General features: G+C 41.4%; 15 protein-coding genes. 7 read left to right on the top strand and 8 right to left on the bottom strand.

All coding sequences use genetic code 11. From position 1 onward, the window contains the following. Window positions 1-90: 90 nt before the first annotated feature. Genes FLL45_RS17865 through FLL45_RS17855 form a run of 3 tightly spaced genes read right to left on the bottom strand, consistent with a single transcriptional unit; the run spans window position 91 to window position 2,914 of the window. Window positions 91-1,293: a DUF4097 family beta strand repeat-containing protein gene (locus FLL45_RS17865; protein WP_142943417.1), complete on the bottom strand. Its 1,203-nt coding sequence runs from the start codon at window positions 1,291-1,293 to the stop codon at window positions 91-93. Between the two features lie 29 nt (window positions 1,294-1,322). Then, window positions 1,323-2,297, bottom strand: coding sequence for a HEAT repeat domain-containing protein (locus FLL45_RS17860; RefSeq protein WP_142943416.1), 975 nt, complete (start codon window positions 2,295-2,297; stop codon window positions 1,323-1,325). Between the two features lie 8 nt (window positions 2,298-2,305). Beyond that, complete coding sequence (locus tag FLL45_RS17855; protein WP_142943415.1) at window positions 2,306-2,914, bottom strand: RNA polymerase sigma factor; 609 nt, start codon at window positions 2,912-2,914, stop codon at window positions 2,306-2,308. 328 nt (window positions 2,915-3,242) lie between these two features. Here FLL45_RS17855 and FLL45_RS17850 point away from each other — a divergent pair, with 328 nt between their 5' ends. Both FLL45_RS17850 and FLL45_RS17845 read left to right on the top strand, forming a co-directional pair. Beyond that, on the top strand, window positions 3,243-4,463 hold the full coding sequence (locus FLL45_RS17850; protein ID WP_142943414.1) for an APC family permease: 1,221 nt from the start codon (window positions 3,243-3,245) through the stop codon (window positions 4,461-4,463). A 207-nt stretch (window positions 4,464-4,670) separates the two neighbouring features. Next, entirely contained in the window at window positions 4,671-6,509 is a 1,839-nt protein-coding gene (locus FLL45_RS17845; protein ID WP_142943413.1) for a putative bifunctional diguanylate cyclase/phosphodiesterase, read from the top strand. Here the strand turns inward: FLL45_RS17845 and FLL45_RS17840 are convergent. Further along, a complete protein-coding gene (locus FLL45_RS17840) occupies window positions 6,482-6,883 on the bottom strand; it encodes a group I truncated hemoglobin (protein WP_142943412.1) in 402 nt (133 codons plus the stop codon). The genes FLL45_RS17845 and FLL45_RS17840 overlap by 28 nt on opposite strands. 272 nt (window positions 6,884-7,155) lie before the next feature. On the opposite strand from FLL45_RS17840, the gene FLL45_RS17835 reads away from it, so the two are divergent. Both FLL45_RS17835 and FLL45_RS17830 read left to right on the top strand, forming a co-directional pair. Then, window positions 7,156-8,055: an alpha/beta hydrolase gene (locus tag FLL45_RS17835; RefSeq protein WP_142943411.1), complete on the top strand. Its 900-nt coding sequence runs from the start codon at window positions 7,156-7,158 to the stop codon at window positions 8,053-8,055. A 98-nt stretch (window positions 8,056-8,153) separates the two neighbouring features. Then, window positions 8,154-10,853: a M14 family metallopeptidase gene (locus FLL45_RS17830; protein WP_142943410.1), complete on the top strand. Its 2,700-nt coding sequence runs from the start codon at window positions 8,154-8,156 to the stop codon at window positions 10,851-10,853. A gap of 144 nt (window positions 10,854-10,997) precedes the next feature. Here the strand turns inward: FLL45_RS17830 and FLL45_RS17825 are convergent, their stop codons facing one another. From FLL45_RS17825 to FLL45_RS17815, 3 genes are all read right to left on the bottom strand, one after another. Continuing rightward, complete coding sequence (locus tag FLL45_RS17825; RefSeq protein ID WP_142943409.1) at window positions 10,998-11,546, bottom strand: GAF domain-containing protein; 549 nt, start codon at window positions 11,544-11,546, stop codon at window positions 10,998-11,000. Between the two features lie 222 nt (window positions 11,547-11,768). Then, window positions 11,769-12,290, bottom strand: a complete 522-nt coding sequence (locus FLL45_RS17820) for a DUF2059 domain-containing protein (protein ID WP_142943408.1) — start codon at window positions 12,288-12,290, stop codon at window positions 11,769-11,771. A gap of 41 nt (window positions 12,291-12,331) precedes the next feature. Next, the gene (locus FLL45_RS17815; RefSeq protein ID WP_142943407.1) at window positions 12,332-12,766 is read right to left on the bottom strand and encodes a VOC family protein; all 435 of its coding nucleotides are present in this window, start codon (window positions 12,764-12,766) and stop codon (window positions 12,332-12,334) included. A 259-nt stretch (window positions 12,767-13,025) separates the two neighbouring features. Between FLL45_RS17815 and FLL45_RS17810 the strand changes: the two genes are divergently transcribed. The 3 genes from FLL45_RS17810 (at window position 13,026) to FLL45_RS17800 (ending at window position 17,516) form a co-directional block, all read left to right on the top strand. Then, window positions 13,026-13,985: a bifunctional helix-turn-helix transcriptional regulator/GNAT family N-acetyltransferase gene (locus FLL45_RS17810; RefSeq protein ID WP_142943406.1), complete on the top strand. Its 960-nt coding sequence runs from the start codon at window positions 13,026-13,028 to the stop codon at window positions 13,983-13,985. Window positions 13,986-14,078: 93 nt separating this feature from the next. Next, window positions 14,079-14,906, top strand: coding sequence for an NAD-dependent protein deacetylase (locus FLL45_RS17805; RefSeq protein ID WP_142943405.1), 828 nt, complete (start codon window positions 14,079-14,081; stop codon window positions 14,904-14,906). Window positions 14,907-15,050: 144 nt separating this feature from the next. Next, the gene (locus FLL45_RS17800; RefSeq protein ID WP_142943404.1) at window positions 15,051-17,516 is read left to right on the top strand and encodes a response regulator; all 2,466 of its coding nucleotides are present in this window, start codon (window positions 15,051-15,053) and stop codon (window positions 17,514-17,516) included. Here FLL45_RS17800 and FLL45_RS17795 read toward each other — a convergent pair. Continuing rightward, window positions 17,513-20,851 carry a diguanylate cyclase gene (locus FLL45_RS17795; RefSeq protein WP_142943403.1) on the bottom strand — a complete coding sequence of 1,113 codons (3,339 nt, stop codon included), beginning with the start codon at window positions 20,849-20,851 and terminating at the stop codon, window positions 17,513-17,515. The genes FLL45_RS17800 and FLL45_RS17795 overlap by 4 nt on opposite strands. Between the last annotated feature and the right edge of the window lie 233 nt (window positions 20,852-21,084).

Genomic DNA, 21,084 nt, shown 5'->3' with positions numbered 1-21,084 from the left:
CGTTGGCATAACTAAAGAAGTCTAAAAGTAAGGTAAAAAAAAGCCCGGTTTAGCCGGGCTTTTTAATCCATTTATTCTAGTTGATTTATTCTAATCGAGTTTTTTAATATAAATATCACCATTAGTTGTGGTTAATCTCACTCTATCACCACCGCCACCAAGGTCACCTTCAGCGGTGATTCGTTTGCTGTCTTCGCCTTTAATGGTGAGTGGAAAATCAGAATAGATTTTGTAGTCTCTTCGCGAATTACGCGTCACTCTCAGTGATGCTGAAACTGTCGCAGCTATTGTTTCTGGTAAGTAAATAGTTAAATCTCCACCAGATGAATCTAAACTAACGCTCTGGTCTTTACTGTTATCGGTCTCAATCATTTCCGCAACAATAGAACCACCTGAAGTCTCAGCATTAATCGCACCGCGAGCTTTGTAGATTTTGATACTTCCGCCTGCGGTATCCGCATAGACAGGACCGCCGCTACTGCCTACATATAGACTACCACCAGAAGACTCTACTCGGACTTTACCGCCGGCACCCTCTACTTTTACTGAACCCCCTGAAGTATCCGCGTCAACATCACCTTTGGCGGTACCAATCTTTATCGAACCACCTGAAGTTTCTGCTTTGACATTCCCTTCAGATGGTCCAATTTTAATAGAACCACCCGATGTGTCTGCAGCAATATCTTCACCGCCACTTTCAATGCTAATCGAACCTCCGGACGTATCGACAGTCGCTTTTCCCGTCACATGACCCAAGCGAATAGAACCTCCTGATGTATCAACTTTTAAATTACCTTTCACGTCACCAACTTTGATACTTCCACCAGAAGTATGAGCATCAACGTTACCACCATCGACATTACCGATTTTTAAGCTACCGCCACTGGTATGTAATTTAATGTTTCCAGCCATATCATCAACTTTAATAGAACCGCCACCGGTTTTTAAATCAAGGTTATATTTTTTAGGGACTTTGACAATGTATTTAACGCGTACATTACTATTCCATCCGTCGCCATCGCCGTTAATATAAACATTATCGCCGCGATTTTCGATTTCAACTCTAAAGTCATCCAGCTTACTTTGACTGCTTGCTGACTTTCTTACTTCGACATCAACTTGATCGTTATTCCATGATTCTATCTCAATTGAACCACGATCACTGTCAATAACTAACTGACCACCAGTGGCAACTGAAAACTCTCTTTCAATAGTTTCTGATTTAGCACTAACATTTAATGTTAGTAGCAATCCCATAAGGACAAAGACTGGATAAGTAACTTTTTTAAACATGGGTTTCACCTTAATAATACTACTTAAAATTAAATATTTATTTCCTGTTGTTCCTTGACCACAGGTCGCTCTAAATCAAACAGAGTCTTAACTTGGTTACGAATATATAAATTACTGTCATTCGCACTGTGGTTTTTCAAAACTTCTATGGTTTTTTTATCATCTAGATGCTGGATTAAAGCTTGGAAAGCTTCGACTCTCACACCGGGGTTAACATCGCCTTGAAGTGCTACCCTCAAAACATCGCGAACATTTTCGTCATGAGAAATTTTGGCTAAGGATTCAGCGGCTACCATCCTAACGCCAGGATTAGGATCATTGAGTAAGCTATGACTCAAAGCATTTCTCACTGATTGAGTGTTTGAATAATCTTTCAATAAATCAACGAGGTCCAGACGAGTCGAATCGCTAACATCATCCTGCATCGTTTTTGCTAAAAGACCTTGGACCTTTTGATTGGATAAATTAGCATCTAATTGAGTACGCGAAGCTAAAGAATAAACAACTTGAATATCACCACTTTGCGTATCAACTTGTTTTAATTGCATATCCGTAATATGAAGATCATCCTTCTCAACAAATGCTAATAGTTCGGATTGTTGCGAATTGTCTGCAACGGGCTGAATAATAACTTCTCTTTCGCCGGCGACATAAAAACCGAGAGCGAAAGTCGCGACCATACTCGCAAATTGATATTTAAAACTGACTTGGCCAGTCCAAAGATTTTGTAACCATCCAGCCTTCGATTGTCTTTTCGCGGCTTCTTTGCGTAATTTTCGTTGTAATGACCAGCGAACGGCATCTGCTCGTTGATCCGAGATAATGGGTTGATTACCTCTACTCATGAGCTGGTCTAATTGCGAATGTTGATTATATTTCTCGCAAAAGCTTGGATCATTTTGTAAGCGTTTTTCGAACGCTTCTCTACTTTGTTCGCTTAATTCATCGTATAGATAAGCGACAATAAGCTCGTCATCTTGTTGAATTAATTGTTGCTCGTTCATTTCTCTTCTTACCTCACAAAAGAATGCAACTCAGCGCGCATCTTTTCTCTCGCACGAAAAAGATAACTTTTTACCGTGCCTTCACTCGAACTCATCACTTCTGCCGCATCGCAAATCTTAAACTCTTGCTGATGACACAGTACGAATGCAATCCGTTCTTTATCACTTAATTTCGCCATTGCCTGGTTAATTGCATAACTCAATTGCTCATTCACTAATTGCGCTTCTGGGTTATGATAAATTCCATACTTTTCACCAGATACCGACTCTTGGCTGTCGTCGTAAACTGACTTATCATGGCTCATCAAACTGGCTAATTTGTTTTTCACCTTTCGCCGGTAACTAATCGCTGTATTCACGACGATCCGATATAGCCAAGTACTAAACTGACTTTCCAAGCGGAATTTTGGCAACGCGTTAAAGGCGTTAATCATGGCTTCTTGATATACATCTTCCGCTTCTTCTGGAGACGTCGCCAACCCAGCCGCAACACTCAGCATTTTCTTCTCGACCTGCGAAATAAGCTGCTCAAAAGCACCGACACTACCCTCTTTAGCCGCTGCAATTAAGTCTTTCTCTAAATCTTGCAAACCTATCGCTTTTCCTTTCCCCAACATAGCCTTTTTCTACTTCGAAACTGTCAAACTGTAAATTCAGCAACAGTCTTTATCCGCTCTATACACTTAGGTGCATCAAGTGAGGTTTTGGTTGGCAAACATTGAGATTTTTATTTTAAAACTGACTATTTCCAATAGCCGACATTGATATACCTTTATATAACAATAAGTTAACTAAAGTCCACCGCTCATTTTCAAGACTGACAGCCGCTAAAAATAACTCAAAATCAGCGAGCCCTCGATTCTTTGCGATAACAACCTGGATTCATCGTGCGGGTTCATTGTGTCAGGTCAATCATTGACGCAGCATTTATGCCTAAAATAAGACATGGCAGATAAATCCCTAAAACGTGCAATCTCATTACCCGGCCTAGTTTTTTATGGCGTAGGTACCATGATCGGGGGTGGTATTTATGCTTTGCTAGGTAAAGTTACCGATATCGCGGGCCTGTTAACACCTTGGGCAATTATCATCGCCGGCGTAATGGCACTTTTTAGCGCTTTTAGTTTTGCAGAACTTTCAGCCCGGTATCCCAAAAGCGGCGGACCGGCTTTTTATTTGCAACAAGCCTTTAGCCGGCCAATCGGGCAAATTTTTGGATTTTTAGTTATTGCCACGGGAGTGGTTTCTGCCGCCACATTGAGCGTTGCGGTATCAGGCTTTCTGCATGACCTAGCTAACTTGCCTTTGTGGCTGGGTCAACTATCAATCGTCATACTGCTCGCAATGATTGCCTGTTGGGGAATTCAGCAATCAGTCGTCACTGTTGCCGTGATCACATTGGTCGAGGTTATCGGTCTGATACTCGTTATTGTCGTTAACAGCGACTCAGTAATCAACCTACAGCGCCCGCCTAGCGCCTTTCTCCCTTCTTTAGGGCCACAAATATGGTTAAGTATTTTTACGGCAAGCTTCTTAGCCTTTTATGCTTTCATTGGATTTGAAGACATGGTGACGCTCGCCGAGGAAGTGAAAAGCGTCAAAAAGAATTTACCTTATGGCATAGTAATTAGTTTGTTGATTACTTTATTGCTCTACGTCGGCGTGAGCTTTATCGCAGTGATATCAGTCGATCTGGGCGATTTTGCAAGCAGTAACACGCCTATGGCAGAGCTCACTCGCCAATCCGCTTGGCTGTCTCCGCAAACCCTTATCATTATCAGCTTGTTAGCCGGTATAAACGGCGCATTGGTACAAATAATAATGGCCGCCAGGGTACTTTTTGGAATGGCGAGAAATCAGCAAGCACCGCAAGTATTTAAGTCGATCAACGCAAAAACTCAAACGCCCATCAATGCTTCAGTAATAGTAACAACCACGATCTTACTGCTTGCCTTATGCGTCGACTTAACAACGTTAGCCAAATTAACCAGCGGGATCATCCTTATCGTGTTTAGTGGGGTAAATATAGCGTTATTAAAAGTAAAACGACAAGAATTACCATTTGACGGCTTTCAAGTATTTATTTGGGTACCCATTTGCGGATTTCTAATGTCGGCTGCAATCTTCATAATGGGATTTATGGCAACGCTTGGAATGACGCACTAGATAGCCCCATTAACGGGATCGAATTTTCTCAATAATAAAAACCCAACCTTGAGATATCTAACTATACTTATTAATGAATAGACTTATTAACCAATAAACTTATTAAATGAGGCGTATTTGTCTTTCTTACCGTTAATGATAGACAAGCAGACCATCCTAAATCATGTTTAATTAATATCAATAGATACCGTCAAAGTCATTAACCGCATGCCAAAACGAACCCTCGCTATCGAAAAACAACTCACTTGGTTCCATCTAGCGACGGTATTTCCGTTAGTCAGCTTCGGTTTTTATCATTACTTCTTCCATTTTAGAGAACTTGGCATTGTTTTTCTTATCAGCAGTGCATTAATTGGCTATTCAGCGTTTTTCACTCTAACCGGCAAACCCCTAAAGCACTATAAGTCAATTTTCCTTTTCGTGGTCAGCGCTAATATCATTTTTGCTGCCCAGTATATTGGGATACGATCAATTTTTTATCTATTTCCTGCAATTATCGGCATCTATTTCAATTTTCCTATCCGCTTTTCGACAACAGTTTCGATAATACTATCGGCAGCAACCTTGTTTGCAGCCTCCGACTTAGTTTCTACTTCCAACTTAATTCGAATTTCGTTCCCAATTATTATCGTCATTGGATTTGCTCACTTATATAGAAGGACTATCGCTGAACAACAGATCGCACTTGAAAAAGAAGCAAGTGAAGATTATCTCACTGGTATTTACAATCGACGTAGTTTTCATGAATGGTTAGATCGGACGATCCAAACTCATGTCAGCCAACATGATAAGCTTGCCTTGTTTTATCTGGATATTGATGACTTCAAACGAGTAAATGATGTTTACGGACATGCCGCAGGTGATCGCTTGCTTAACGAATTTACTCGCGCTTTAAAGGTCTCGGTTCGCTCAACGGATATCCTTGCAACCTGCAATGAACATCGCTTAGCTCGCTTGGCTGGAGATGAGTTTGTCGTCGCTGCGACTAATGTACGTCATGAAAAAGATGCTTTGATGATAGCCGAACGACTCTTAGAAGAAATAAATAAACCCATTCAAATTGATGGCATTGAATTGCATATTAACTCAAGTATTGGTATCGCGTTGTGTGAAAGCAATACCGGTTCAGCCGATCAGCTATTAAGAGACGCTGACTCAGCTATGTTTAAATCAAAGAGTGATGGTAAAAACCGAATTACTTTTTTTGATTCAAGCATCGCCGAAAAAGTCGCTAAAAAGAATAATATTGCTGAAGCGGTCAATGATGCGATTTTAAATCAGGAATTTTATCTAAACTTTATGCCTATTTTTAAAGATTCTGGCAAGACCTTAGTTGGCGCTGAATCATTGATTCGGAGTAGTTCAGAAAAGCTAAAGGGGATCGGCCCCGACATTTTCATTCCTATCGCAGAAGAGTACGGAATGATTCACACCATTGATTTGCTAGTGATTACCGAGACATTTAAAAAGATCAGTGAGATTCAGCACAGTCTTCCTGATGAGTTTGTTTTTTCAATCAACTTTTCAGCAAAAGAGTTACGCAATGAATCTTTCCCAGAAGAACTCAAGTCGCTGAGCGACTCATTTAAAATCACACCTTCATTAATTGAGTTAGAGATTACTGAAACAAGCTTAGTCTCTCATGATACTTTTACGATAAAACTCCTGAACGAGATAAAGTCATATGGCTTTAGAATTTCACTCGACGATTTTGGGACCGGTTACACGGCATTTAGCCAATTGAAACTCTACCCAGTCGATACCTTAAAAATTGATAGAAGTTTTGTCTGGGATATTGATGCTGGCTCTGATGCGCAAGACGACAAAATAATGGTCGATGTTATACTATCCTTGGCATCATTATTTCAAGTCAAAGTGGTTGCAGAGGGCGTAGAGAATCAAACACAACTCGATTATCTTGCGCGTTCCCAATGCGACTACTATCAAGGTTATTTACTTTCAAAACCTTTGCACTGGGAGGTCTTCAAAAGCACTTACTTTCGCGACTCGGAAAAATCTCAACGAACTAATACGTCATCGCGATAGGTCTCAGCGATTAACATAAACTCACCGATGATTTCTTTTGGAATCTCTAACTCTTGTAAAGACTCTTCCATCAGCTCGATAAAAATATCAAAATGATGATCGTTTAGCCCTCGTTCTAGAAGTGGGGCATGAGCCTTTCGCACTAAATCTCGGTCATATTGGGTATTTTCTTGCATTATTAAGCGTAAAAAAACCCGCATTTTTTCAATCTGGTCGACGACCGAAGTCGAATCAAAAAATGAGTTTATTTCTGGATTATCTAAAAATTTTTCATAAAAAATATTGACCGCAGCTTCAACTGCAGCTTCACCACCAATCCTTGTGAATAAGTTGTTTTCTCCGTGCTCATGTGAATTTGGTAGGCTAAGCGCCATGGAGCTAGTACCTCTCGCAGGATCTACCTCGTTACTGAGTTTAAAATATTTAAATTAACTAAACGACGTAATCGACCTTCTGCTTTTCTGTCGCTGTTGTTGAGCAAGTGTTAATTAATTGGCTAGTAATATAAGATTAGCATCGACTACTCGCAATTTTAGTCTCATAATGAGATGAAACTTTTAAAAAAAGCGCAAATAACTCACACTTAATTTTTCGATATAACGAAAAATAATGGCATCAAAAAATTTTCAAGGAAGGGCCTATCAAAATGAGTAACCTATTCAAATTTGTTTGTATCAGTTTTTTATTGAGCCTCACTAAGGTATCACTCTCTATGGAGGTTTCTTCGGGAAGTTTGGTAACGATTAATCATTTCAAATCAGCGTTTGTCCCTTCTAGACCGGTCCACATTTGGTTGCCAGAAGGTTACTCAACTAGTGAAACTTATTCGGTACTTTATATGCATGATGGACAGATGCTCTTCGACTCTGCCGTAACATGGAATAAACAAGATTGGGGCGCCGACGAAGCGGCTGCAGTGCTCAATCGTTCTCAGAATATGAAAAAATTTATTATTGTTGCAATCGAAAATATTAGTGAAATCCGATGGCAGGAATACTTTCCGCAAAAAACGCTCAAAGACTTTCAATCAAAACCAGCTTTCACCAAGTTAGGAATCGATATCAATAGCCTCACGTCAGATAATTATCTAAAGTTTCTAGTCACTGAGTTAAAGCCCTATGTCGATAAAAACTATTCTGTCGCGACTGATCGCGCTAACACCTTTATTGCCGGATCGAGCATGGGGGGTCTCATTTCACTTTATGCCCTACTAGAATACCCGCACATATTCGGTGGAGCTGCTTGCCTTTCAACTCACTGGCCAGGAAGAAATCCGACTTCGGATTACTTACTCACAGATGCGATACTCGATTACGTGACATCAAATTTACCCTCACCCCAGGTCCACAAACTCTATTTTGACTACGGCGATCAAACCTTAGACGCTTATTATCCACCGCTCCAACAAAAAGTCGATGAGATCCTCAAAAAAGCAGGCTATCAGCGACCGCTTTGGACGACGAAATTTTTTCCCGGCCATGCCCATGATGAAAATGCTTGGAAAAGCCGTTTCGACCAACCGCTAATGTTTTTATTAGCCAAATAGCATTTGGTAACGTTTTTTTCTAATTGCCGCTGGGATCAAACTTGATTTTCGGTATTATTGGGAATCTTGAAAAATTAACAACTAATCAGGGGAATTCAATGAGTGCGCGTTATCTCTCGAAACGACCATTTTCCACCTTTGGGCTAATATTTGCCTTTCTTTTCTCTTCGCTCGTCAATGCTAGTAATAGTACCCAGGAATTCTGGCCAGGCACAAAATACGACCCATCAATACCGACCGTTAAATCGGTTTTAGGGTATGAAACCGGTGAGAGAATTAGTAACTATAATGGAATGTTGCGTTATTTTGAGGCACTCGAGCAAGCCGCACCTGATCGGATAAAAATATTCGAATATGCGCGTTCTTGGGAGGGTCGCAAGCTTATCTATGCGGCAATTGCAAAACCAGATACCCTTGCAAAACTTGAGCAATTCGCAATTGATATGCAAAAACTCGCGGACCCCCGAGTAACCAATCGCAAACAAGCTAATAAAATCATTGAATCACTACCTGCTTCAGTTTGGCTAGAATATAGTGTTCACGGAAACGAAATCAGTGGCACAGACTCAGCAATGAAATTGGCGTATCATTTGCTCGCAGCGCCAACCGAGACCGTTAATCAAAAAATCCTCGATAACACAATTGTTTTCATCGATCCCCTGCAAAACCCTGACGGAAGAGATCGCTTCACTAGCCGCTATTATGCACAAGTAGGCCTGCATCCCAGTTATGACAGAATATCAGCCGAGCACAACGAGCCATGGCCACGAGGCAGAACAAACCATTATTTGTTCGATATGAATCGAGATTGGTTAGCCGTTACTCAACCCGAAACCAAAGGACGTATCGATTCTCTGAATAAGTATAAACCCCTGGTCGTTGTCGATGTTCATGAAATGGGTGGCGACCAAAGCTATTACTTTGCGCCAGCTGCGGAACCGTTCAATCCGTTTATGACCAAAACTCAGATAGAGAACATGAACATTATTGGTCGCAATCATGCTAAACATTTTGATCGATTCGGCTTTGATTATTTTACCCGAGAAATTTTCGACGCATTTTATCCAGGCTATGGTGATAGTTGGCCAACCTTTTATGGTGCCTCCGCTTCAACCTATGAAGTCGGTTCCGCTCGCGGCGAAGTATTTAAAAAGAAAACCGGTCAGCTTTATACTTATCGTGACTCAGTTCATCAGCAATTTGTTGCCTCAGTCTCGACTGCAGAAGGCGCCTCGGATAATCGAAAGAAATTATTAACTGATTTTTATCAGTATCAAGTCAATGCTATTGAAGCCGGTGAGAAAGACAAGAAAGAAAGAGTGTATATCTTGCCAAACAAAACAGACAAAGCCGGCACCTTCAGATTAGCGACTCTCATGGCCCAGCATGGGGTTGAAGTAACTCGTGCTGATAAAGCATTTAAAGCGTGTGGAAAATCCTATCAAGCTGGCGCTTATGTGCTCGATACGGCTCAGCCGCGGGGACGGTTCTTAAAGACGACCTTCACACAACAGGTCAACATGGATGCCGATTTTATCAAAGAGCAAGAACGTCGCCGAGCAAGAAAACTAAACGATGAAATTTATGACGTTACCGGATGGTCGCTACCTTTGATGTTTAATATCGAAACCGATACTTGTGGCAAGTCAGTTAAAGTTTCCGGTACACCAGTTAAAGCAGACGATCAACTTATCGGCACAGTCAATAACCCAGACGCTTCGGTTGCCTTTATTGTTCCTTGGGGCGATATGGCGGCGGGTCGTTTCTTAACATCAGCGTTACAACAAGGTTTGACCATCAAAAGTGCCGACAAGGCGTTTAAGATCGATAATCAGAAGTCTTATCCTGCGGGAAGTTTAATTATCGAGTCACGCACCAATTCAAAAAACCTCGCTCAAACAGTCGCGACAATCGCTAAAGAGACCGGTGCGATCGTCGATGGCGTCGATACCAGTTGGGTGACTGAGGGGCCCAGCTTTGGGAGTGGCAATACTGTCACTATGAAAGCACCCAAGATTGCGATTGCGTGGGATACACCGACTAGCTCACTGAGTGCGGGCAATACGCGGTTTGTGATAGAGCGTCAATTCAACTATCCAGTCACCGCGATTCGTACTAGGCAGCTCGCAAGAGCGGATTTAAGCGATTATCAAGTGGTCATTTTACCTAACGGTTTCTATCAGCAAACCCTTGGAAAATCCGGCGCTAAAAACCTTGAAGCTTGGGTAAAAAAAGGGGGAGTATTGATCACCTTTTCGGGGGCTACTCGGTTTGCAGCCGACAAAGAGATTGGTTTATTGGACGTTAAACGAGAAAATGCATTCAAAGACAAGCCGTCAAAAAAGAGCAAGCAGGATAATAAAAAATCAACTGTAGAAGGAACCCTTTACACTGAAAAGTCAGATCTTGTAGCTGCCAGTGAAAATGCCCAAGAAAAACCGGATTTTGTCGCTGGTGTGCTGGCTAATATCGAGGTCGACCAAGAACACTGGCTAACCGCAGGTATCAACAAAGATGTGGTTGGCCTAGTTTATGGCAACGATATCTATACGCCAATTCAACTCAAATCAGGTAAAAACCTGGCATGGTTTAAAGGCCCCAAAGAGGTTTTGGCCAGTGGTTATTTATGGCAAGAAAATAAGCGGCAGTTAGCTTACAAGCCCTATTTAATTCACCAACCAAAAGGTAAAGGAATGGTGATTGCCTATACTCAGGAGCCAACGGTAAGGGCTTATCTTGACGGATTAAACGTGATGTTGATGAACAGTATTTTCAGAGCAACTGCACACGCCCAGTAATCAACAGGCAATTAACAGACACTGAAAAATAGTACACAAAAAACTTCCTATTCAGCAGTGAGGAATTGTAGTCCCAATAAAAAAGCGAAACCTCTCGGTTTCGCTTTTTTTGCCTTGGCGAATAATGAATTGAGCGATCTCCAATTAGTTGCTATGAGCCAGCTCCTTAGTTAGCTGGTCTAGCTTCTTCTCTAAACGCTGGCGAAGTAGTTCTCCCTCAAGCCAGGACGCCATCAGAACTAACGCATCGATATCAAAATCAGAAAACTTTCTCGGATAGGGCATTGCGCTTGAAAAGTTGAGAGTACCGTAAAGTTCACCTTCAACTCTTATTGGTATTCCTATATATGACTCCAAGCCAAACGAACTATAGGCGGGATGAGTGCCATATTTATCATCATTCCCAACATGCTCCAGTGCCACCGGCTTGTCGGCTCCACAGGTAATTTCGCAATAGGTAATGTCAAAATCAAAGGTATCGCCCGGCTTCATTTCAACCCCTTCTGGCGTCACACAGTTGACGACCGTATAAAGCTTGTCTTCAATCCGAGAGAGAATACCAATGTCCAAATTGAATCGTTGCAAGCCAAGTTTAAGCAACTCTATCAGTTGATAGTCAAACCCTTGCGCTCTCGCCTGATTAATTTGATTCAATCGACGTATAACTTGCTGACTTATGTTAATTTCACTCACTGCATCATTTTCCTTGATCGAAAAATATTTGAATATTCGCTCTAAGTATAGATGTTGTGGGTGAAATTAGAGGGTTATTTGTCGGTTTTATTGAGAGAATTTACGCCCCTAAACTCGCGCAAAAGGCTACAGTTAACCGTTTTAATGTCGTACATTGACCAAGCTGGGGCTTGCGGTGGCCTTGAGGCTAGACCACCAATTTTAAGACGATTAACTGTCTATTTAGCTGTTATTGCCGAGGACTGGCATGAGGTATTTGTTGATGGCTACTTCGATAGCAGATTGGCGTTCTTGTTCTATCTGAGAAATCAATGAAGCTTGAAAGTCGCGAATTGAAGTTTCATCGGCTGCCGAAAAAGACGGCATTTGGTAGGGCGAAGGGTAATCCAGTTGGCTTGCCAAAATGCATAAAAGGCCTTGAGAATACTTTCTTCCACTTTCAGATGAATAAAACGCGTAAAGTTCCTGCATCTGAGCTTCGGTGTAGACCTCTCGATAGACTTTAGTCAGCAAACTTTTTAGGTCAAGTTGATCAATTTTATCTAATTCGTTCAAACAAATATCGATAGCTTCGCCGGAATCAAAACAGGTTTTAGACACACCACTCTTGATTCCAAGCTTCATTCCTTCGACCGTTAATTGAGCTTCAATTAATTTTAAAGGGGTCTTGGATGCATTGACATCACTGGTCGCGTTGGCACAGCCCATCCCGAGCAGTAAAATTATCGTTAATAATATTTTCATTTCTTATAACCTCGCCAGCAGTCAAATTTTATCAAATTCAACTACTTAGCAAATAAATCCTTCTTTATATCCCTAAAGCCTTTAAATTCTAACGCGTTACCTGACGGATCTGCAAAAAACATCGTTCCTTGTTCACCTGCTTGCCCTTCGAAACGAATGTAAGGTTCAATGATGAATTCTTCAATAAACCCACTGACTCTATCAGCAAACTCGCGCCAAGTGTCAAACGGAAGCACCACGCCACAGTGCGGTATTGGTACACCGTGACCATCAACCGGATTGGTAATCTGCGCTATCTTACCTTGCTTTCCAATAGCTGGGTTGAGATGAGTCACAAATTGGTGTCCAAACATATTAAAATCAATCCAGTCTGAACTACTTCTGCCCTCGGATAACCCCATTTTAGCGCCATAAAAGTCTCTAGACTCATCTATATCGCGCACAGGAATAGCGATGTGAAAGGGGGTCAACTCCATCGGCATGACTTCTCTCTATTCAAAAACTCGGATCATTCGTTCAGCAAGCGTCCATATTACGCGCTATGAACAACTAATGCATCTTGATTTTAGTGAGTTACATTGATGATGAGAACGCTTTTTAACCACAATCACTCGTCCCTAACTCTATCACTAACCCAATACACTGGATATTGAAATTTATGTGAAACTTGAATATGCGTCGGCACCGACATATAATCCGACATATTATCAAAGTCTCGAGTCTCTTTAACGACTAATGAAACATTTATCTGATCTTGGCGAACTAACCCTTGGCTCTCGATTAAAAAGAATGAGCGACCAATTATTCGAGGATGTCGACAAACTCTATCAACACTCAGGTATAACCATATCTTCCCGGTGTTTTCCTATTTTGTTTTTACTTAACGCGAACGGAAACTCTGGTATTACCCAGCTCGCCGAACAGTTGGGACAAGCGCATTCCTCTGTGAGTCAGATGAGTCAAAAATTGATAAAAGCGGGTTATATTCAAAACAAGCAAGATCCAAATGACACGCGGCGAAGGCTCGTTGGTCTCACTGAAGAGGGGCTGGCACTATTTCAGCGCATGGTGCCCCTGTGGCAAGATATTGAACAAAGTGTTAAAGCCATGATTCACGATTCAGGTTTTGACTTAATGCAAGGTTTGAAACAATTTGAAATTCAACAAAGTGAGCATTCACTATTATCGAGAGTAGAGGCTAGAAAGGCTATGCGAGAATCAGAGAAAGTAGAAATTATTCCTTTTGAGTCACAATATCGCGATGCTTTCAAAACCCTGAACGTTGAATGGTTAGAAAAATACTTCTATGTCGAAGAGATTGACAATCAAGTTTTATCAAACCCAGAAGAGTATATCCTTGATCCTGGCGGGTACATTTTTTTCGCGCGCTATAACGATGAAATTATCGGCACTGGCGCTCTCATAAAATCTGCTGAAGGAGTGTACGAACTCACCAAAATGTCAGTTACTGAAAAATACCAAGGGCTAAAGGTCGGCCGAAAAATAGCCATCAGAGCGATAGAGCAGTTCCTTGCGGTTGCTGGCAAGACATTGTTTTTAGAGTCTAATAGTCGCCTCAAACCGGCCTTGCACTTGTACGAAACCTTGGGATTTGAGCATCAAGCCAAAAAAGATGACTCGCATTACCAGAGAGCAGACGTTTACATGGTCTTTAATCCTGCAAAGTTTCGCTAACTTTTGGGTCATCGTACGACTTTTGATCTGTAAAACGCTCGATCTAGTATAAAGAGAAACAGATTATCTTAAATTAACCAATTAACCGTCACTATGCATGCCGCAGAACTCGCAGAAATTTTGTCATCCCAGCGCAATGTCTGGGTGATTACCGGTGCGGGAATTAGCGCGGCTTCGGGCATACCCACTTACCGTGACCATGGCGGCCAGTGGAAAAGCGCGACACCAATTCAACACCAAGAGTTTGTCGCAGATGCGAATAAAAGACAACGATATTGGGCGCGGAGTGCCGTTGGATGGCCGACCATAGCTGATGCAGAACCAAATACTTCTCATCAGATTCTCGCTCAAATGGAAAAACACAACCTTATCCATTATTTAGTCACACAAAATGTTGATGGATTACATCAAAAAGCAGGTCACCAACAAGTTGTCGATTTGCATGGTCGATTAGACCAGGCGTTTTGCCTTAACTGCGGTAAATATGAAACTCGTCAAAGTATTCAAGAGAGACTCATCGCTGAAAACCCATTCCTCCCTGAAGTGAATCAACAGCCAGCACCTGACGGTGATGCACATCTATCCGATGAGATAATCAGCCAGGTTAAAGCTCCACTTTGTACTGCTTGCGGCGGAATCCTGAAGCCCGACGTCGTTTTTTTTGGCGGTACCGTTCCAAAACCAATAGTCGAGGATGCTTCTTCATCACTCGCTTCGGCTAGTCTAATGTTAGTCGTGGGCTCATCGTTAACGGTTTATTCTGGATTTCGTTTTTGTAAAATCGCAGAAAAACTTGAGATACCCATTGTCGCAATCAATCAAGGCGCAACAAGAGCTGATGATCTGCTGTCTCACAAATTTAGTTGTGATAGCGGGTTGCTGCTCCAGGAAACCTATCAACTCTTGAATCTTAACTCTTAAACCTAAATTCTTACATCTCAACTTTAAGAATTTGCACTCACAAACAAGCAATTTTAAGTCACACGTATATAAAAACTGACAAAGCGTTTGTGATGCTTTTGTCCTATACTCAAAAAAAATCTTTGTGAGACGGAGTCCCGTTACATGACGGAAAGTGGCAACGCTAAAAAAAGGGAAGAAGTGCTCAAGAAGTACCTAGCAAATTTGTCCAAAAATATCGCCAAGCTAGAAGAAATGTGGGGACACTTACGACACGTCCAGTGGAATCAACAAGTTCTTAGCTCTCTGAAACTTTTAACACACAAATTACTCGGTGGAGCGCTCGCACTGCACTTGCATAAAATTGCATACGATCTGAAATCGCTCGACTATAATCTTGCGCAAATCGATGATGATTCCGGTGCACCGAACTTTCAAGATAATGATTTAATCGAACAGTGTATTTTAGCCCTCAAAGCCACTTCAAATGATTTAGCCAATCATAAACCAGAGAAGGTAATCGACAATTCCTCTATCGAAGTGAGCAACCTAGACAAGCAAGAAAAACTCCTCTACATCGTTGATGATGACCAAGTCATCCGCGATTTACTTGCAGGTGAATTAGAAGCATGTGGCTATCAAGTTAACCTGTTTGAGAATCTACAAAGCCTCTACGATTCGTTGAATCAAGAAACACCCTCTCTAGTGATTCTCGATATTGTGTTCCCCGAGGAAGGTGCACTTGCCGGTGTCGATGCGCTCAAGCATTTACGATCTCAAATGGGTCTTAAAATCCCCGTTATTTTTATTTCTGCGCGCAGCGATATGGTCGCAAGATTACGTTGTCTTAGAGCGGGCGGAAACGCCTTTTTCGGAAAACCAGTAGAAATTAAGCCATTGGTAGAAAAAATTGAGGAGCTAACGCCCGATGATCAAACGCGTCATCGAGCACTCATTATTGATGATGACGAAATTTCTCTGGAGCTTCATGCCGATCAATTGCAATCAGCAAATTTTAAAGTTCGTAAAGTGAATAATCCGCTTAATGCAATGAAAGAGATTAATCAGTTTCAACCTGATGTGTTGTTATTAGATATGAAAATGCCCATGTGTAACGGATTAGAGTTGGCTGATGTCCTTCGCCAAGATAACCACTTTACCGAGCTACCAATAATCTTTATTACTGGAGACAACTCTGAAGAAACCCGCCAGCAAGCAGAAGCCGTAGAGAATAGTCAGTTTTTGACTAAGCCTGTGGAAAGAAGTGAATTGCTTGACGCCAGTCTGACTGCAGCGAGACAATATGCCGTGGTTAAGCACAAACAAACTCGCCAAAAACCATCAAGCAAACAGTCCCCAATCAAGAAACGTCAACAGTTTATTGAAAACCTTGATCGCGTCATCAATGGTCGCTCCAGTGAGTTAGAGCAATACCATTTATATTATCTGGTTCTCGACAATATAAACAACGTCAAACAACACGTTGGGCTCCGGAACCTAGATGAGATTAACTCGAAGCTTTTTAAAGTAATACTGCCACAATTAAGCCCTCAAGATAGTGTTACCAGCGTAACCGATGGCGCCTTGCTCTTGCTTATCAAAGGTGAGTTTGACCATAGTTGGGATTTAGCCAACCAACTTATCAATGAGCTCGATCACATTGCTTATACCCAAGGTGAAGAATCGCTCAAGACGTCTGCTAGTATTGGTATGTTTTCGCTAAATACGCCCATAGCAAATAGTATCGATTCAATAGCCTATGCCGAAGCAGCTGTGAATCAGGCAAAAAACGCCGGTGGAAATAAAGTCGTCGCGGTGCTCAACGCCCATAATAAAACCATCGATGAATCTGCGCAGATGGTTCTCAGTGAAAAGTTAGAGTCGGCTATTAGAGATAAAGCCTATATTCTCAATTTTCAAACCATCGCCACCAGTGAAAATTCAGATTTTCAGGCGTTTGAAGTTTTGGTTAGACTAAAAGACGATATGGGACGCCAAATTTCACCGATAAAGTTTTTTGAAACTGCCCGAAACCTAGATGCGATTGTTGAGATGGATCGATGGATATATTCAGCAACAACGCAGGCCATGCAATCTGATAAAACAGGACTCATGAGTGCAAAAATGTTCCTTAAAGTATCTACCGAAACGTTAAGCTACAATTTACTGCCGACGATTGTTAATGGGCTGATCCAAGAGTCGAGAATTTTGGGAGAAAGACGATTAATTTTTATGCTTGATCAATCCAGTATAGAGAATCACCTCGAACAATCGACGCGATTTGCCGAAGCTATCCATCATATTAATTGCGATATCGCATTAGAAAACTATGATTACCACCAGTCATTTGACATCATTGAGGCACTCAAGCCAGGTTATATCAAACTGAATGCCAGTCTAATTAACGAAGCAATGAAATCAGCGCACACTCAAGTCGATTTAAAATCGTTCATCGGCTATTGTAAAAACCGAGGAATTTCCATCATTGCCGCTCAAATTGAAGAGGAGTCAACGCTGGATATCTGCAAAACTCTCGGGATTAAGTTATTTGAAGGATTCTTTATCCAAAAACCGACCGCTTCACTGCAGCAAGCCTATGAAGCTAATCGGCTATGGTCAGAAAGCAACTAGGAGTTTTTACGCCGAAACTCGACAATAGAATCCTCTCCGGCTACTTTTACGCAGTTCCGACCGCTCGATTTAGCCGAATATAGTCCTTTATCTGCTGCTTTTATCAAATCTTGCGGAACTTGCTCTAAGCTCGGTGTAAAACTTGCAATTCCACAACTTAAAGTCAGGAAGCTAGAGTCTGCTGCACGCGCTGCATCAATTGCCAAAGACTGTATCGATTGACGAATACGACTTGCTAATGCAACGACTTGTTCCTCATTGGCGTTAGATACAATCACTGCAAATTCTTCGCCGCCATATCTCGCGGCTAATTCAGTTGCTCTTTGGCAATGCTCTTTGATTGTTGTAGCAACTCGCGTTAAACAGAGATCTCCTGCAACATGTCCGAATTCGTCGTTGAACTGTTTAAAATAGTCGATATCAAATAAAATTAAAGAAATTCGACTCTGCTCTCGTTTAGCACGATTAAACTCTGATTCAAGCCGGGTATCGAAAAAGCGACGATTAGCAATCCCGGTCAAACCATCGATCGTCGCCAAGTCGCGTAATTTTTTATTGGATTTTCTGAGTAAATTTTCTGAGCGTTTTAATTGTTCCTCGTAACGTCGGCGTTGAATAACATTAGTCAGCATATTACCCACCAGCTGCAACAGCGTAATTTCATCTGGTGTCCATTTTGCTTCATAATTCTGAGTGCTCAAATTAAAAATCGTACAGAGCTTAAGGCCATAGACAATCGGAATAGAAATGAATGATTTTGCCCCCATCGCGGTTAAGCTACTCTGATCTTTTTCTGCGCTCTTTGGCATCATCTCAGGAGAATCAAAGTAGACGATATTGCGTTTTTTTAAACGCCGATAGATCCACGGTAATCGATTAAGTTTAAATTCGGAATTTTTTGCTACAGAAGAACTGATACCGGGAGCCAGCCACTCATGACTCTTAATCACTGTAAGCTCATCCGACTTCACTTCATTTAAATTAGCTCGTTCGGCCCGACATAAGCTACCGATAGACTGTAGTGCGTTATAAATGACCTCATCGTACTCATCGACTGGTAAATTTATAAACTTGGTAGAGAGATTGGCGACCACTTCTTCCAAATCAGATTTGTGTCTTAATTCTGCAGTTCGCTCTTCCACTAAGTATTCGAGCTTAGCTTTTTGACTATCAAGCGCTTTTTCTGCACGCTTTCTGGCTTCCTGACCTCGAGCATCTCGAAGTGCCAACTCTAAATATTCAGTGACTTCTTTAATGGTTAAAATCTCATGCTCTCCCCAATGATGGCTAGCATGACTTTCCAACATTAAAAAGTCGACTTGATCGTGAAAGCGCGAGAGTGAATAGCTTAACAATGCTCTCGTATTGCTCTGGATTATTGTGTCCTTTAAGTTATCTAATCGTGCATCACCCAACAAGTCACTCAAAATAACAGGTTCTTGCTTGAGTAAACGAATCAAAAAATCAGGAACCACTTTTAAGTCGATTTTAGCGCCTTTAACATTTTTCATAAAACTCGGCGATAAACACTCGATAACGGTAACTACACCTAGTTTTGATACCTTTGCGTAAGAGACACGATAGTCAGGAAACTCATCAAACAATAACTTTAGTGCATAGCGAATGACAGATTGGGGCGAGAAGCAGCTTCGGATACCATTTGCAATCGCATTAATTAGTGCTAATCGATCACTCGATTGCTTTAATTGTAATTCGGCTTGGTGACGTCTCACTGATTCCACGGCTAGTGCAATAAAGCTAGCAATAGAGTTAGTAAAATGAATTTCTTCTATTGACCAGGCTCGATTGGTTTTATTTTGTGAGACACTGACTACACCGACAATTTTTCCTTGATACCTCAGCGGCACACTTAATAAAGATTTCGTATCAAAGCGTGTTATGTAGTCATCTTCAAGCTCTCTGGTACGAGAATCTTTTAAGACATCATCGGCAACAATAACTTCACCATTTAAGATCGCATTGAAAAATAACGGATAATTTTCTGCATGCATTTCGAAGCCGCTTAGATGTTCTTTGTTGGTAAGATCATAATAATCAAAGCACTGGATGATTTTCTTATCATCATTAAAGAACCAAGCACTGACTGAACCCGCATTTAAGGTTACTGACGCAGTCTCGGTTATATCCTCTAAAGACTCACTTAAACTCTCACTGAACTGGTTGATACTTTGGGTTAAATGAGTCAGAGCATTATTCTGTCGCATGAGTGTAGTATCTTTATTATTGAGAATAAGTTGGGCAGTGGTCATTTCCTGAGAAAGTAATTCAGCTTCTGCAATTTGCTTTTTTCTCACTCGAGATACTAACCAAGCGACATATATCGAAATCCCCAAGCCAAACATAAAAACAAACATAAGATTGAGCGATAAAGCAGAATACTTTCCCGCTTCCGGTTTGATGATGACCTGCCAGTGTCGACCCATTAAATTGAAGTCATGCTGATAAATCAACGAGCGCGTTTCTAGCATATTCGATTCGAATTCAAATTGATGCCGGCCTTTACTATCATGGCCGTACAAAAAACTATCAGCGCTTGCATGCGAGGAATTAAATAGCAACAAATTTAGGGGAAGATGTTTTTGTTGCTCTAGCGCTCGACTGGTAATACTACTCAATTTAAATACGCCTAGCGTGAATCCTTTTAAGTTACCAAGGTCTAGTTGTGTTAATGATTGAGTTAGTTTGTTATGAAATACTGGCGTGAAAACGAATAAGCCCGACTGAAATTCCGGCACTTGAAGTAAATCAACTCTACTGCTTGCAACCGGTGAAGCTGTTTTTATTGCGCGGTTTATCATTTCATTGCGAATCGATGAGCCAATCGATGAATAACCCAAAGCGGACTCATTACCTAAGTAGGGCTCAACATAGTAAACCGGAAAATATACATCGCGCTCGCCAGCACGAATAATATTTCCCTGAGGATCTTTATCGGTAAATTGGAAGTTCGGGTAGTCTTTTTTTGCTTGTAATTCAAACGCGCTGCGATCCGCCTTGCGCACCAGAGGAATCCATTCTAACGCTTGAATACTCAGATCCCGTGCTAAATAGGTTTGGGCAATCTGAGAAAACGCTTTGCGGCTCAAATTTTCATTAAGATAAAAGTAATTCGCTAAATCAGATACAACATTACTGCGCCGTTCTAACGCTTTTTCCACGGCGTCAGCATAAAGCGTTGCGTCTTTTTCGAATTGGTTTAATTGAAAGCGAGATTCTCTATCAAGCAAGCTCCAAGTTAGCGTCACGGTGAAACCGACACCTAACAACAAAACCAATACAACTGGCAAATATCCCCTTGTGAGTTTAGGGTCCATTGAAGCGTTTCCAGATAAAGCGATATTTCTTTGAGATATTGCATCTATCAGGATACCAATTACGGCGCTAGCTGCAATCCTTGTTTTGAGTTAACTGCTAGCCCAATCAGCTGTGAGCCGCAAACTTCCGTTTTTAAGTAAAAATCATTCTAACCAAAAACCGTCTTATATTAGTCCGACACCTGGTGATCTGGCATGCTTCGGACCGTCTCAGCTTTCTGCCGAAGGTTAAT

The organism is Aliikangiella marina, from assembly GCF_007004765.1.
Taxonomy (GTDB): Bacteria; Pseudomonadota; Gammaproteobacteria; order Enterobacterales; family Kangiellaceae; genus Aliikangiella; species Aliikangiella marina.
This window is presented reverse-complemented; position numbering and strand designations above follow the sequence as displayed.

What these genes read in the sequence shown, in the direction of transcription:
- FLL45_RS17865 (WP_142943417.1), bottom strand. Translation starts at nt 1,293, where the DNA reads ATGTTTAAAAAAGTTACTTATCCAGTCTTTGTCCTTATGGGATTGCTA.
- FLL45_RS17860 (WP_142943416.1), bottom strand. Translation starts at nt 2,297, where the DNA reads ATGAACGAGCAACAATTAATTCAACAAGATGACGAGCTTATTGTCGCT.
- FLL45_RS17855 (WP_142943415.1), bottom strand. Translation starts at nt 2,914, where the DNA reads ATGTTGGGGAAAGGAAAAGCGATAGGTTTGCAAGATTTAGAGAAAGAC.
- FLL45_RS17850 (WP_142943414.1), top strand. Translation starts at nt 3,243, where the DNA reads ATGGCAGATAAATCCCTAAAACGTGCAATCTCATTACCCGGCCTAGTT.
- FLL45_RS17845 (WP_142943413.1), top strand. Translation starts at nt 4,671, where the DNA reads ATGCCAAAACGAACCCTCGCTATCGAAAAACAACTCACTTGGTTCCAT.
- FLL45_RS17840 (WP_142943412.1), bottom strand. Translation starts at nt 6,883, where the DNA reads ATGGCGCTTAGCCTACCAAATTCACATGAGCACGGAGAAAACAACTTA.
- FLL45_RS17835 (WP_142943411.1), top strand. Translation starts at nt 7,156, where the DNA reads ATGAGTAACCTATTCAAATTTGTTTGTATCAGTTTTTTATTGAGCCTC.
- FLL45_RS17830 (WP_142943410.1), top strand. Translation starts at nt 8,154, where the DNA reads ATGAGTGCGCGTTATCTCTCGAAACGACCATTTTCCACCTTTGGGCTA.
- FLL45_RS17820 (WP_142943408.1), bottom strand. Translation starts at nt 12,290, where the DNA reads ATGAAAATATTATTAACGATAATTTTACTGCTCGGGATGGGCTGTGCC.
- FLL45_RS17815 (WP_142943407.1), bottom strand. Translation starts at nt 12,766, where the DNA reads ATGGAGTTGACCCCCTTTCACATCGCTATTCCTGTGCGCGATATAGAT.
- FLL45_RS17810 (WP_142943406.1), top strand. Translation starts at nt 13,026, where the DNA reads ATGAAACATTTATCTGATCTTGGCGAACTAACCCTTGGCTCTCGATTA.
- FLL45_RS17805 (WP_142943405.1), top strand. Translation starts at nt 14,079, where the DNA reads ATGCATGCCGCAGAACTCGCAGAAATTTTGTCATCCCAGCGCAATGTC.
- FLL45_RS17800 (WP_142943404.1), top strand. Translation starts at nt 15,051, where the DNA reads ATGACGGAAAGTGGCAACGCTAAAAAAAGGGAAGAAGTGCTCAAGAAG.
- FLL45_RS17795 (WP_142943403.1), bottom strand. Translation starts at nt 20,851, where the DNA reads ATGGACCCTAAACTCACAAGGGGATATTTGCCAGTTGTATTGGTTTTG.